Origin of the sequence: Streptomyces sp. NBC_00582, assembly GCF_036345155.1 — a bacterium.
Taxonomy (GTDB): Bacteria; Actinomycetota; Actinomycetes; order Streptomycetales; family Streptomycetaceae; genus Streptomyces.
The window spans coordinates 3,842,311-3,855,374 of record NZ_CP107772.1; the positions used below are offsets into that span (position 1 = coordinate 3,842,311).

The window sequence follows — 13,064 nt, forward strand, 5'->3', positions numbered from 1 at the left end:
GACGGCCGGGAGCTTGCCGCTCCCCCACTGATGGCACCTCCTGCGTAAGGAGCGGCAAGCAACAGGCTCGATCCGATGCCTCAGCAGTCCCGGAATTCCGGCGACTGGTTCAGCAGCTGGCTGCGCACCGAGGTGAAGCGGGCGAGCTTCTCGTCGACAGCCGAGTCCAACGGGAACACCGCCACCCGGTGGCAGTTCTGGAAGGCCAGCCGGACACCGAAGTGCCGCTGCAGGGCGCCGCGTATGGCGTCACTCGCGAGCGCGCGCAGCAACTGCCCGCGCGCCTGCTCGTCCGGCGGGGGCGTCTGGTTGTCGGCGAAGGGTCCGCCGTCCACCTTCAGCTGGGCCACCAGGGAGCTGATCATCTCCCATGCGTAGGGCAGGGAGGTCCGGACGCAGTCGACGAATTCAGCTTCGTCGACCTCGCCTCGCTCGGCCTGTTCGAGTAGGGCCGGTGAGACGTCGAGCGACATGGGTTCTCCTCTCGCACCCCTAAGAGAGCAGGGGTTGCCGGACAGGGCACGGGAGTTCGCCATGCCGAAACACCGCAACGCTGAGTACACGCATCGCGACCTCCCGTTTACTACGGTAGGCAACTGACCGTGACGGCACCAGGAGAATGGGCACATAGGCGGTCCCTACGGGGCACACAATCGGCCAGAGTCGCGCGGAGTCCGAACGATCGTTTTCCAGGGCGAATCGCGTGGGGCCTGAGGTGTCGGATAGCGTTGCCGACCATGCGTCTCGTCATCGCCCGGTGCTCCGTCGACTACGCCGGCCGGCTCACCGCCCATCTCCCCTCCGCCCCCCGTCTCATCCTGGTGAAGGCGGACGGCAGCGTCTCGATCCACGCGGACGACCGGGCCTACAAGCCCCTGAACTGGATGTCGCCGCCCTGCACGCTGAAGGAGGGCACCGGTGACGAGGAGGGCGTCTGGACCGTCGTCAACAAGGCGGGCGAGAAGCTCATCATCACGATGGAGGAGATCCTCCACGACTCCTCGCACGAACTGGGCGTCGATCCGGGCCTGATCAAGGACGGCGTGGAAGCGCACCTCCAGGAGCTGCTCGCCGACCGCATCGAGACCCTCGGCGAGGGCTACACCCTGATCCGCCGCGAGTACATGACGGCTATCGGCCCGGTCGACATCCTGTGCCGGGACGCGGAGGGGCAGACCGTCGCGGTCGAGATCAAGCGGCGCGGCGAGATCGACGGCGTCGAGCAACTCACCCGCTATCTCGAGCTGTTGAACCGCGACCCCCATCTCGCCCCGGTGCGCGGCGTCTTCGCGGCGCAGGAGATCAAGCCGCAGGCCCGCGTCCTCGCCACGGACCGCGGCATCGGCTGCCAGGTCCTGGACTACGACGCCCTGCGCGGCATCGAGGACGACAAGCTGCGGCTGTTCTGAGCTACGAGGCCGAGGGCCGGGTTCCTGGGGAGGAACCCGGCCCTCGGTGTTGCCCGGGGGTGCCTCAGATCACCGGGTCCGACCCGCTCGCGCCGCCGCCCTGGGAAGAGGTGGCGGAGCTGGCGGTGCCGATGGGGGCGGAGGAGACCGAGCTGCTGGCCGTGGCGGGGCTGCCGCTCGGCGAGCTGGAGGGGCTCGACGACGGACTCGACGAGGGCGAGGACGAGCTGCCCGTGCCCGAGCTGCTCGATGCCGACGGACTCGACGAGGGCGAGGGCCGGGAGCTCGTACCGGACGACGACGGTCGCGGCGTCCCCGTACTGGACGACCCACCGCTCGCCGAACCGCTGGTGCTGCTGGCCCCCGAGGACGGCACCGCCGACTCCGACGGCGTCGGATCGTCCGACGTCCCCATCGTCCCGTCCGGTCCCGGATCCGTCGGCCGGCTGGTCGCCGTGCCCGTGTCGCCGGTGCCGGTGTCGGTGCCCGGGGTGTCGGAGCCGAGGCCGCCGTCGTCGAGGCCGCTGCTGGCGGAGGGGTTGACGCCGCCCCGGTCGGCGGGGTCGCCCGCGTCGTTGTTGGAGGTCGCGCCGAGCGTGACGACCGTGCCGAGCACGGCGACGAGGAGCGCGCCCGCGCCGGCCGCGACGAGGTTGCGCTTGGCGAGTCCCCTGAGGCCGCCCCGGCGCTGGTGGGGCGCGGACGGGGACGGCGGCGGGGTCATCCCGCGGTGGACGACGGTCTCGGCCTCCGGCGGGTAGGTCGGCAGCGCCGCCTGGATGCCGCGCGCCTGCGGGAGGGGCTCCACGTGGCGGGCGTCGGGCACCTCCTCGCCCACCGTCGCGGCGAAGGCCGGGATGTCCCCGGAGGCGTCCGCCACGAGGGCGAGGGCGCGGCGGCCGGCGACGGTGCCGCGCTTGTCGGTGAGGGCGCCGCGCAGCCCGAGGGAGGCCTCCAGCTCCGAGCGGGCCCGGTCGAGGTCCCCGCCGCACACGGCGAGGACGCCGAGTTCGTGGTGGAAGTAGGCGCGGTCGGCGGACTCCCCGGCGAGCCGGGCGGCCTCGGCGCCCTCGTGCAGGGCGTTCTCCCAGGCGCTCCAGTGCAGTCCCGCGGCGAACGCGGGCGCCGCGGCGCGGGCGAGGCGGACCGCGGTGGCCTCCTCGTCCTCGGCGGGCGGGATCGTCGCGGGCACCACGAGGGCGAGGGCGGTGAGGACGGCGTCCGCCTCGGCGCAGACCCGTTCGGGGGTGACGGAGGGGTGGCCGGCCCACCAGGCGTAGTGCTGGGCGGCGGCTGCGGCGCGGGCCTCGGTGTCGTCGTCGTATCCGGCGGCCTCGAGCTGGGTCTGGACGCCGGCGGCGAGCCGGTAGCGGGTGCCGACCGGGGAGACGAGGCCGCAGGCGACGAGTTCGCCGAGGGCGGCGTCGGCGTGGGTGTCGCCGACGAGGGCGGGCAGATGGGCCTGGTGCGGGACCTCGCCGCCGAGGGCGACGGCGAAGCGCAGGGCGGCGCGGGCGGAGCCGCTGAGGCGGGCGGCGAGCAGCGGGGCGGGCGCGGCGGCCTCGCCGAGGGAGGGCAGGGGTATCTCCTCGGCGTCCCCGGCCCCGGCGTCGACGGGTGCGGCGAGCGGGCGGGCGTCCTCGAAGACGCCGAACGCGTCGACGGCGTCGACGTTGGCGCGGAGCTGGTCGCGCTGGCGCAGCAAAGCGCCGGCCTGGACGAAGCGCAGCGGCAGGCCCTCGGACTCGAACCAGAGGTCTCCGGCCCAGTTGGCCTCCTCCTCGGTGAGGGTGCGGCCGACGGCGCGCTCGATGACGTCGACGCCGCCGGCGCGGTCGAGGCCGCTGAGGACGACCTCCTCGACGGCGGAGTCGGCGGAGGGCTGCGGGGTGTCGGGGGTGGCGCCGAGCAGGAAGGCGCACTCGGGGGTGGCGTCGAGGAGTTCGTCGAGGAGCGCGCCGCCGAGACCGAGGTCGTCGACCACGACGACCGCGCCGATCTCCCGGACGAGGGTGCGCAGTTCCTCGTCGCCCGGGCGGTGGTGGTCGGCGTCGTAGACGGTGTGGAAGAGGTCGTGGAGCAGTTCGGCCGGGGTGCGGCCGTAGCCGGAGAGGCGGACGACGCCGTCGGGGGCGAGGTCCTCGCAGTCCTCGGCGACGAGGTCGAGGAGGCTGGTGCGGCCGGAGCCGGCGGGTCCGGTGAGCCGGACGGAGCGGCCGCGGGCGAGGAGGCGGACGAGCTGTTCCCGTTCGTCCTGGCGGCCGAGCAGGGGCTGCTCGGGCCGGGCGGGGCCGGCCGGGGCGGGCGGCCGGGCGGCGTGCTCGTCGTACTCGGCGCGTTCCTCGGCGCTGCGCTTGGCGGGGCGGCCGGGCCGTTCGGTGGGCGGGCAGAGTTCGATCTCGCTGCCGTCCACGGGGTTGACGGTGAGCAGATGCTCGCCGGCGACCACCCGGACCGTGCGGGCGGGGCCGGGGGTGTGCTGGCCGAAGTCGGGTGTGAGGGGGTCCCTGGAGGGGCGTGGGCGCGGCGCGCGTCCGTCGCCTTCCTGACCGTACTCCTCGGGCCCCTGGTTCGTCGGGTCCATGGGTTCAAGCCCCCCAAGAGCGTCGTGTGGCGGTAGCCCCTCCCGGCCTGGCTGCACACTGCGCTGTCGCTTCTGGTCCGGTGCCCGCTCGGTAGAGGTCCGAGGGCGGCGGGCAGACGAACCGTAAACCTTGGCACAGTATCTACGACAGTCCGGGGTGGCGCGCGGTCCGAGACGTCACAGTCCGGTGAGGATTGGTGCCCGCCGTACGTTTCGCCGCAGGTGGACCCCTGCCGGGGCCCTTCGCGGCCGTGTCGCGGTCAGACCCGGGGCAGGGACTCCACGCCGATGCCGCCCTCGATGGCGAGGATCCGGTGCAGGCGGGTGGCCACCAGCAGGCGCTGCATCTGCGGGGGTACGCCGCGCAGCACCAGGCGTCGGCCGCAGCGGCCGGCCCGCCGGTGGACGCCCATGATGACGCCGAGTCCGGTGGCGTCCCAGGAGTCCAGTTCGGACAGGTCGAGCACCAGGTCGCCGACGCCGTCGTCCACGGCCGTGTGCAGGGCCGTGCGGGCGTCCGCCGCGCTGCGCACGTCGAGGCGGCCCCCGACGACCAGCTCGACGTGGTCGCCCCTGATGTGCATAGCGCTCCCCTAAGCGTGCGTCTCGTGCTCCGCGGTGTGATGTCCGGTGTTGCCTGCTCTGACTGCGCGAAGCGGTCGGAGGTTGCCGTCTGTGAGCGATCCGATACCGAATTCACCCGCAAGGGTGAGCCCCCTGGGGCCTGTGCGGTTTCAGCGCTTGGAGTAAGCCCTGCCCGCTCTCGCGTCGGATGTCACCGGCGTCAACCATCCGGCGCATTCGCCGGAGGGCTCACGTATGGCTCTCGGCCGGAGATTAGCGCTCGTGGAGCGCTGTGCGACCGGTTAGTAACGCGTCTCACGTCTCATGGGGTGAGACACCGGTCACGTCGTCAATTCCTGCCCGATTCAAGACTATTCGCACCGTTTGGATCTTCGTGGGTCCGGCGTGACGGAACGAACGGAGGGGGACCCGCCGGGACGGTCTAGATTGGCGGCATGGTCAATCTGACGCGCATCTACACCAGGACCGGGGACCAGGGCAGCACCGCCCTCGGCGACATGAGCCGGGTCGCCAAGACCGACCTCAGGATCGCGGCGTACGCCGACGCCAACGAGGCGAACGCGGTCATCGGTACGGCGATCGCGCTGGGCGGCCTGGAGGAGGAGGTCGTCGCGGTCCTCACCCGGGTCCAGAACGACCTGTTCGACGTGGGCGCGGACCTGTCGACGCCGGTGGTGGAGAACCCGTCGTTCCCGCCACTGCGGGTGGAGCAGTTCTACGTCGACCGGCTGGAGGCGGACTGCGACCGCTTCAACGAACGGCTGGAGAAGCTCCGCTCGTTCATCCTTCCCGGCGGCACCCCGGGCGCGGCCCTCCTGCACCAGGCCTGCACGGTCGTACGGCGCGCGGAACGCTCGACGTGGGCCGCCCTGGAGACCCACGCCGAGACGATGAACCCCCTGACGGCGACCTACCTCAACCGCCTGTCCGACCTCTTGTTCATCCTCGCCCGCACGGCCAACAAGGACGTCGGCGACGTGCTCTGGGTACCGGGCGGGGAGCGCTGACCCCGGACCCCTTCGGCACCCCGTCGCCACCGGCCCGGGCGGGAGCCTCCTTCGGCCGGGTCGCGTAGGTCAGGGCGATCGGGCCGTGGCCGCCGGCGGCCCCGAGCGGGGCGCGGGCGACCGCCGCCGCCAGTGCCGTCCGGAGCCACGGCCGGGCCTCGCGGCGGGCCCGGGCCGTGCCGGACCGGGGTGGCTTCGGCGGGGGCGGGCCCCCGGCCGGGCGGTGCGCGGCGTGGCCGTCGAGCCGGCGGATCGCGCGGTGGCCAAAGCCGACGCCGTGGCCGATACGGAGGGCCGCCAGGCCGTGTACCCAGCCGGGCTCGGCACCGTTCTTCAGGCCGATCGCGGTCACCGGCGAACCACGTCCGTCGTCCGCCGGTGAAGCTGAAGCTGCGCAGCCGGGTCCAAGCGGCGTCACTGGCACGGGAGTTGGGGATCCAGCAGCCGTACCCCACGGCCGTATACAAGAGTGGTCCAGACCTATTGACCCGTGGTCCAGACCTTTCTATTCTCGCGGCACTGTGGGCGTGAAGGCTCAGTCACGCCCCCCAACTCCCCATAGGAGGCGCAGCATGCGCTTCAGACACAGAGCCGTGGCAGGGTTGGCGACCCTGTTGCTGCCGTTGGCCGGGCTGGTCGGACTCGCGAGCCCCGCCCAGGCCGCCACCACGGCCACCGCCACCTACGCCAAGACCCAGGACTGGGGCACCGGCTTCGAGGGCAAGTGGACGGTGAAGAACACCGGCACCACCTCCCTCAGTTCCTGGACGGTGGAGTGGGACTTCCCCTCCGGTACGTCCGTCACCTCCGCCTGGGACGCCGACGTCACCTCCTCCGGCACCCACTGGACCGCCAAGAACAAGTCCTACAACGGCACCCTCGCCCCCGGCGCCTCCGTCTCCTTCGGCTTCAACGGCGCGGGCTCCGGCTCCCCGTCCAACTGCAAGCTGAACAACGACAGTTGCGACGGAACGACCGTCCCCGGCGACGCGGCCCCCTCGGCGCCCGGCACCCCCACCGCCTCCGGCGTCACCGACACCTCGGTCAAGCTGACCTGGTCCGCCGCCACCGACGACAAGGGCGTCAAGAACTACGACGTGCTGCGCGACGGCACCAAGGTCGCCACGGTGACGACCACGTCGTACACGGACACGGGTCTCACCGCCGGCACCGACTACTCCTACACCGTCCAGGCCCGTGACACCGCCGACCAGACGGGACCGGTCAGCGGCGCGGCCGCCGTCCACACCACCGGCGGCACCACTCCCCCGACCACCGGCTCCAAGGTCAAGCTCGGCTACTTCACCGAGTGGGGCATCTACGGCCGCAACTACAACGTAAAGAACCTGGTGACCTCCGGCTCCGCGGCGAAGATCACCCACATCAACTACGCCTTCGGCAACGTCACCAACGGGCAGTGCGCGATCGGTGACTCCTACGCCGACTACGACAAGGCCTTCACCGCAGACCAGTCCGTCAGCGGCGTCGCCGACACCTGGGACCAGCCGCTGCGCGGCAACTTCAACCAGCTGCGGCAACTGAAGGCGAAGTACCCGAACATCAAGGTGCTGTGGTCCTTCGGCGGCTGGACCTGGTCCGGCGGCTTCGCCCAGGCGGCGGCCAACCCCACGGCCTTCGCCCAGTCCTGCTACAACCTGGTCGAGGACCCGCGCTGGGCCGATGTCTTCGACGGCATCGACATCGACTGGGAGTACCCGAACGCCTGCGGTCTGTCCTGCGACAGCAGCGGGGCGGCGGCCTTCAAGAACCTGATGTCCGCGCTGCGCGCCAGGTTCGGCGCGAACAACCTGGTCACCGCGGCCACCACGGCCGACGGCTCCTCCGGCGGAAAGATCGACGCCGCCGACTACGCGGGCGCGGCGAGTTACGTCGACTGGTACAACGTGATGACGTACGACTTCTTCGGCGCCTGGGCCGCGCAGGGCCCGACCGCCCCGCACTCCCCGCTCACCTCGTACAGCGGCATCCCGACGGCCGGGTTCACCACGGCCGACGCGATGGCCAAGTTCAAGGCGAAGGGCGTCCCCGCGAGCAAGCTGCTCATCGGCATCGGCTTCTACGGCCGCGGCTGGACCGGGGTCACCCAGGACGCCCCGGGCGGCACCGCCACGGGCGCCGCGGCGGGCACCTACGAGCAGGGCATCGAGGACTACAAGGTCCTCAAGACGTCCTGTCCGGCCACCGGCACCGTCGCCGGCACGGCCTACGCGCACTGCGGCAGCAACTGGTGGTCCTACGACACCCCGGCCACCATCGCCGGAAAGATGACCTGGGCCAAGAACCAGGGCCTCGGCGGCGCGTTCTTCTGGGAGTTCAGCGGGGACACCAGCAACGGAGAGCTGGTGAGCGCCATCAGCAACAACCTGTAGAGCGACTACGCGACATTGACGCGCTGTCCGGGCGGGGCTGCCTCCAGCCACGCGAGGAAACCGGTCAGCGCGTCCTCGCTCATGGCGAGTTCGAGACGGACGCCCTGATGGGAGCAGGCGAGGATCACCGCGTCGGACAGCAGCGCCAGCTCCTCCTCCCCCTCGGGGAGCCGGCGCCCGGCCACCTCGATCGAGGCGCGCTCCAGGACACGGCGGGGACGGTAGGCGTACGAGAAGACGCGGTACCACTCGATGCGGTCACCGTTGTAGCGGGCGACGCCGTAGCTCCAGCCCTTGCCGCTGGTGTCCGGTTTCTCGGGGACGTCCCAGCGCAGGGAACAGTCGAAGGTGCCGCCGGAACGCTGGATGAGTCTGCGGCGCAGACCGAACACGAACAGCCCCAGCACCACCAGGGCCACGACGATTCCGCACACAGTCAGAGCGAGGACCATCGACACCGACCTCCTCGTCTCCTAGGTACCTTCGATTCAGGTAACGGAACGGAAAAAACATCCATATCTGCCTCAGCCGCGGTCGGCTCCGGATTGCTCCGGTGCCGACCGCGGCTGAGTGACGTCATACAGCTCCGCGCCGGGTTGTCAGCGCGAGGCCGCCGCACGCAGGCGTACGTCCGCACGGCGTTCGGCGATGGCGTCGCCCTCCGCCTTCGCGCGCTCGAGCTCCCGCTCCTCGCGCTGGACGTCGATCTCGTCCGACAGCTCGGCGGTCTCGGCCAGCAGCGACAGCTTGTTGTCCGCGAACGAGATGAAACCGCCGTGCACCGCGGCGACGACCGTCCCACCCTCACTCGTACGGATGGTCACCGGGCCCGACTCCAGCACACCGAGCAGCGGCTGGTGACCGGGCATGACGCCGATGTCGCCGGACGTGGTGCGCGCGACGACCAGGGTGGCCTCGCCGGACCAGACCTCTCGGTCGGCCGCGACCAGCGCGACGTGCAGCTCAGCAGCCAAGGTGGCTCCTCGGGTCACCACCCGGCGGGTCTGCCGGGTGTTGGTTACTAAGTCTAGTGGGCGTGGATGAGGGGGCGGGACGCGCCCGCCCCCTCACACGAACTCGGACAGTCCGAGATCAGGAGACGCCCAGCTCCTTGGCGTTGGCCTTGAGGTCCTCGATGCCACCGCACATGAAGAACGCCTGCTCCGGGAAGTGGTCGTACTCGCCGTCGCAGATCGCGTTGAAGGCCGCGATCGACTCGTCCAGCGGGACGTCCGACCCGTCGACGCCGGTGAACTGCTTGGCGACGTGGGTGTTCTGGGACAGGAAGCGCTCCACGCGACGGGCACGGTGGACGACGAGCTTGTCCTCCTCGCCGAGCTCGTCGATACCGAGGATCGCGATGATGTCCTGGAGGTCCTTGTACTTCTGCAGGATCGTCTTGACGCGCATGGCGGCGTCGTAGTGGTCCTGCGCGATGTAGCGCGGGTCCAGGATGCGGGACGTGGAGTCCAGCGGGTCCACGGCCGGGTAGATGCCCTTCTCGGAGATCGGACGGGAGAGAACCGTCGTCGCGTCGAGGTGGGCGAAGGTGGTGGCCGGGGCCGGGTCGGTCAGGTCGTCCGCGGGGACGTAGATCGCCTGCATCGAGGTGATCGAGTGACCACGGGTCGAGGTGATGCGCTCCTGGAGGAGACCCATCTCGTCGGCCAGGTTCGGCTGGTAGCCCACCGCGGAGGGCATACGGCCGAGCAGGGTCGACACCTCGGAACCGGCCTGCGTGAAGCGGAAGATGTTGTCGATGAAGAACAGCACGTCCTGCTTCTGGACGTCACGGAAGTACTCGGCCATGGTGAGGCCGGCCAGCGCGACGCGCAGACGGGTGCCCGGGGGCTCGTCCATCTGACCGAAGACCAGCGCGGTCTTGTCGATGACGCCCGAGTCGGACATCTCCTCGATCAGGTCGTTGCCCTCACGGGTGCGCTCACCGACACCGGCGAACACGGAGACACCGTCGTGGTTGTTGGCGACACGGTAGATCATCTCCTGGATGAGCACCGTCTTGCCGACGCCGGCACCACCGAACAGACCGATCTTGCCGCCCTTGACGTACGGGGTCAGCAGGTCGATGACCTTGACGCCGGTCTCGAACATCTCGGTCTTCGACTCGAGCTCGTCGAAGTTCGGGGCCTTGCGGTGGATGGACCAGCGCTCGCCGTCGTACTTCTCGTCGACGTTCAGCACCTCACCGAGGGTGTTGAACACCTTGCCCTTGGTGAAGTCGCCGACCGGGACGGTGATGCCCGTGCCCGTGTCGGTGACGGCGGCCTGGCGGACCAGACCGTCGGTGGGCTGCATGGAGATCGTGCGGACCAGGCCGTCACCCAGGTGCTGGGCGACCTCCAGGGTCAGGATCTTCTTCTCGCCGGCGTTCGCCGGGTCGGCGACCTCGACGTGCAGCGCGTTGTAGATGTCCGGCATCGCGTCGACGGGGAACTCCACGTCGACGACCGGGCCGATGACCCGGGCGACGCGGCCCGTGGCCGTCGCGGTCTCAACAGTGGTGGTCATTAGCGGTCACTCCCCGCGGTCGCGTCGGCCAGGGCGCTCGCGCCACCGACGATCTCGCTGATTTCCTGGGTGATTTCGGCCTGGCGGGCCGCGTTGGCAAGCCGGGAGAGGCTCTCGATGAGCTCACCGGCGTTGTCGGTGGCCGACTTCATCGCGCGCCGCGTGGCGGCGTGCTTCGAGGCCGCCGACTGGAGAAGCGCGTTGTAGACGCGGCTCTCCACGTAGCGCGGCAGCAGGGCGTCGAGGACGTCCTCCGCCGAGGGCTCGAAGTCGTACAGCGGGAGGATCTCGCCGGCCGGCTTCGACTCCTTCGCCACCTCGTCGAGGCTGAGCGGCAGCAGACGGTCGTCGAGGGCCGTCTGCGTCATCATCGAGACGAACTCGGTGAAGACGATGTGGATCTCGTCCACGCCGCCCTCGGCCGTGTCCTTCTCGATCGCCTCGATCAGCGGCGCCGCGACCTTCTTGGCGTCCGCGTACGTGGGCTCGTCGGTGAAGCCGGTCCACGACTCCGCGATGGTGCGCTCACGGAAGTTGTAGTGGGCGACACCACGCCGGCCGACGATGTACGTCTCGACCTGCTTGCCCTCGGCCTCGAGGCGCGCCGTCAGCTGCTCCGCCGCCTTGATGGCGTTGGAGTTGAAGGCACCGGCGAGACCGCGGTCGCTCGTCAGGAGCAGCACCGCGGACCGCACGACCGTCTCGGCCTGCGTGGTCAGCGGGTGCTTGGTGTTCGAACCGGTACCGACCGCCGTGACCGCGCGGGTGAGCTCGGTCGCGTACGGCGTGGAGGCCGCCACCTTGCGCTGCGCCTTGACGACGCGCGAGGCGGCGATCATCTCCATCGCCTTCGTGATCTTCTTGGTCGCGGTGACGGATCGGATGCGACGCTTGTAGACCCGGAGCTGTGCTCCCATGAGTCAGGTCCCTTCCTTACGTCACTTGGAGACGCTGACGGCGTCCTCGCCGAGGAGCTTGCCGTCCGAGGTCTCGAACTGCTTCTTGAACTCCACGATCGCGTCGGCCACGGCCGTCAGCGTGTCGTCCGAGAGCTTGCCGCCCTCGCGGATGGAGGTCATGAGGCCCTGCTCGCTGCGGTGCAGGTACTCGAGCAGCTCCTTCTCGAAGCGGCGGATGTCGGCGACGGGGACGTCGTCCATCTTGCCGGTGGTGCCGGCCCAGACGGAGACGACCTGGTCCTCGGTGGACATCGGCTGGTACTGAGCCTGCTTGAGCAGCTCGACCATGCGCTGACCACGCTCCAGCTGCGCCTTCGACGCGGCGTCCAGGTCGGAACCGAAGGCGGCGAACGCCTCCAGCTCACGGAACTGGGCCAGGTCGACGCGGAGACGGCCGGAGACCTGCTTCATCGCCTTGTGCTGCGCGGAACCACCGACGCGGGAGACGGAGATACCGACGTTCAGCGCGGGGCGCTGACCGGCGTTGAACAGGTCCGACTCCAGGAAGCACTGGCCGTCGGTGATGGAGATGACGTTGGTCGGGATGAACGCCGAGACGTCGTTGGCCTTGGTCTCGACGATCGGCAGACCGGTCATCGAGCCCTTGCCCATGTCGTCCGAGAGCTTCGCGCAGCGCTCCAGCAGACGGGAGTGCAGGTAGAAGACGTCACCCGGGTAGGCCTCACGGCCCGGCGGGCGGCGCAGCAGCAGGGACACGGCGCGGTAGGCGTCGGCCTGCTTCGACAGGTCGTCGAAGATGATCAGGACGTGCTTGCCGTCGTACATCCACTGCTGACCGATGGCCGAACCGGTGTACGGCGCCAGGTACTTGAAGCCGGCCGGGTCGGACGCCGGGGCGGCGACGATGGTCGTGTACTCCAGCGCGCCGTTCTCCTCCAGCGCGCGGCGGACCGACGCGATGGTGGAGCCCTTCTGGCCGATGGCGACGTAGATGCAGCGGACCTGCTTGTCCGGGTCGCCCGAGCGCCAGTTGTCGCGCTGGTTGATGATCGTGTCGACGGCCAGGGCGGTCTTGCCGGTCTGGCGGTCACCGATGATCAGCTGACGCTGACCGCGGCCGATCGGGGTCATCGCGTCGACGGCCTTGTAGCCGGTCTCCATCGGCTCGTGCACCGACTTGCGCTGCATGACCGTGGGGGCCTGCAGCTCGAGGGCGCGGCGGCCGGACGTCTCGATCTCGCCGAGGCCGTCGATCGGGTTGCCGAGCGGGTCGACGACGCGGCCGAGGTAACCCTCGCCGACGGCCACGGAGAGCACCTCGCCGGTACGGGTGACCGGCTGACCCTCCTCGATGCCGCTGAACTCACCGAGGACGATGGCACCGATCTCGCGCTCTTCCAGGTTGAGCGCGAGGCCGAGGGTGCCGTCCTCGAACTTCAGCAGTTCGTTGGCCATGGCCGAGGGAAGACCCTCGATCTTCGCGATGCCGTCGCCGGCAAGGGTGACCGTACCGACCTCCTCGCGCGAGGCCGCGTCCGGCTTGTACGACTGGACGAAGTTCTCCAGCGCGTCCCGGATCTCCTCCGGCCGGATCGTGAGCTCCGCCATCTGGGTTCCCTGCTCTCCTTGTTGGGCCCGAA

11 protein-coding genes are annotated in these 13,064 nt (G+C 70.3%); 3 read left to right on the plus strand and 8 right to left on the minus strand.

Annotated features, from left to right (window positions below):
• Positions 1 to 80 precede the first annotated feature (80 nt).
• On the minus strand, positions 81 to 473 hold the full coding sequence (locus OG852_RS16735) for an SCO5389 family protein (RefSeq protein ID WP_133917192.1): 393 nt from the start codon (positions 471 to 473) through the stop codon (positions 81 to 83).
• Positions 474 to 737: 264 nt separating this feature from the next.
• On the opposite strand from OG852_RS16735, the gene nucS reads away from it, so the two are divergent.
• On the plus strand, positions 738 to 1,409 hold the full coding sequence (gene nucS, locus OG852_RS16740; protein ID WP_133917191.1) for an endonuclease NucS: 672 nt from the start codon (positions 738 to 740) through the stop codon (positions 1,407 to 1,409).
• Positions 1,410 to 1,473: 64 nt separating this feature from the next.
• Here nucS and OG852_RS16745 read toward each other — a convergent pair whose 3' ends face one another.
• Positions 1,474 to 3,993, minus strand: coding sequence for an ATP-binding protein (locus tag OG852_RS16745; RefSeq protein WP_133917190.1), 2,520 nt, complete (start codon positions 3,991 to 3,993; stop codon positions 1,474 to 1,476).
• 260 nt (positions 3,994 to 4,253) lie between these two features.
• Positions 4,254 to 4,577 (minus strand): STAS domain-containing protein, encoded by a 324-nt coding sequence (locus OG852_RS16750; protein ID WP_020131168.1) that lies wholly within the window; start codon positions 4,575 to 4,577, stop codon positions 4,254 to 4,256.
• A 435-nt stretch (positions 4,578 to 5,012) separates the two neighbouring features.
• On the opposite strand from OG852_RS16750, the gene OG852_RS16755 reads away from it, so the two are divergent.
• Positions 5,013 to 5,585, plus strand: a complete 573-nt coding sequence (locus tag OG852_RS16755; RefSeq protein WP_330348357.1) for a cob(I)yrinic acid a,c-diamide adenosyltransferase — start codon at positions 5,013 to 5,015, stop codon at positions 5,583 to 5,585.
• Between the two features lie 572 nt (positions 5,586 to 6,157).
• Positions 6,158 to 7,975, plus strand: coding sequence for a glycosyl hydrolase family 18 protein (locus tag OG852_RS16760; protein ID WP_133917188.1), 1,818 nt, complete (start codon positions 6,158 to 6,160; stop codon positions 7,973 to 7,975).
• 5 nt (positions 7,976 to 7,980) lie between these two features.
• On the opposite strand, the gene OG852_RS16765 is transcribed toward OG852_RS16760, so the two are convergent.
• The 5 genes from OG852_RS16765 to atpA form a co-directional block, all read right to left on the minus strand.
• Positions 7,981 to 8,427 (minus strand): DUF2550 domain-containing protein, encoded by a 447-nt coding sequence (locus OG852_RS16765; protein ID WP_067259265.1) that lies wholly within the window; start codon positions 8,425 to 8,427, stop codon positions 7,981 to 7,983.
• Between the two features lie 147 nt (positions 8,428 to 8,574).
• Entirely contained in the window at positions 8,575 to 8,949 is a 375-nt protein-coding gene (locus OG852_RS16770; protein ID WP_067259266.1) for a F0F1 ATP synthase subunit epsilon, read from the minus strand.
• A gap of 118 nt (positions 8,950 to 9,067) precedes the next feature.
• Complete coding sequence (gene atpD / locus OG852_RS16775; RefSeq protein ID WP_133917187.1) at positions 9,068 to 10,504, minus strand: F0F1 ATP synthase subunit beta; 1,437 nt, start codon at positions 10,502 to 10,504, stop codon at positions 9,068 to 9,070.
• Positions 10,504 to 11,421 carry a F0F1 ATP synthase subunit gamma gene (locus tag OG852_RS16780; protein WP_133917186.1) on the minus strand — a complete coding sequence of 306 codons (918 nt, stop codon included), beginning with the start codon at positions 11,419 to 11,421 and terminating at the stop codon, positions 10,504 to 10,506. Before OG852_RS16780 ends, atpD begins: the two co-directional genes overlap by 1 nt.
• Before the next feature lie 21 nt (positions 11,422 to 11,442).
• Positions 11,443 to 13,032, minus strand: coding sequence for a F0F1 ATP synthase subunit alpha (gene atpA, locus OG852_RS16785; protein ID WP_133917185.1), 1,590 nt, complete (start codon positions 13,030 to 13,032; stop codon positions 11,443 to 11,445).
• Between the last annotated feature and the right edge of the window lie 32 nt (positions 13,033 to 13,064).

What these genes read in the sequence shown, in the direction of transcription:
- atpD (WP_133917187.1), bottom strand. Translation starts at nt 10,504, where the DNA reads ATGACCACCACTGTTGAGACCGCGACGGCCACGGGCCGCGTCGCCCGG.
- OG852_RS16780 (WP_133917186.1), bottom strand. Translation starts at nt 11,421, where the DNA reads ATGGGAGCACAGCTCCGGGTCTACAAGCGTCGCATCCGATCCGTCACC.
- OG852_RS16760 (WP_133917188.1), top strand. Translation starts at nt 6,158, where the DNA reads ATGCGCTTCAGACACAGAGCCGTGGCAGGGTTGGCGACCCTGTTGCTG.
- OG852_RS16745 (WP_133917190.1), bottom strand. Translation starts at nt 3,993, where the DNA reads ATGGACCCGACGAACCAGGGGCCCGAGGAGTACGGTCAGGAAGGCGAC.
- nucS (WP_133917191.1), top strand. Translation starts at nt 738, where the DNA reads ATGCGTCTCGTCATCGCCCGGTGCTCCGTCGACTACGCCGGCCGGCTC.
- OG852_RS16735 (WP_133917192.1), bottom strand. Translation starts at nt 473, where the DNA reads ATGTCGCTCGACGTCTCACCGGCCCTACTCGAACAGGCCGAGCGAGGC.
- OG852_RS16750 (WP_020131168.1), bottom strand. Translation starts at nt 4,577, where the DNA reads ATGCACATCAGGGGCGACCACGTCGAGCTGGTCGTCGGGGGCCGCCTC.
- atpA (WP_133917185.1), bottom strand. Translation starts at nt 13,032, where the DNA reads ATGGCGGAGCTCACGATCCGGCCGGAGGAGATCCGGGACGCGCTGGAG.
- OG852_RS16765 (WP_067259265.1), bottom strand. Translation starts at nt 8,427, where the DNA reads ATGGTCCTCGCTCTGACTGTGTGCGGAATCGTCGTGGCCCTGGTGGTG.
- OG852_RS16755 (WP_330348357.1), top strand. Translation starts at nt 5,013, where the DNA reads ATGGTCAATCTGACGCGCATCTACACCAGGACCGGGGACCAGGGCAGC.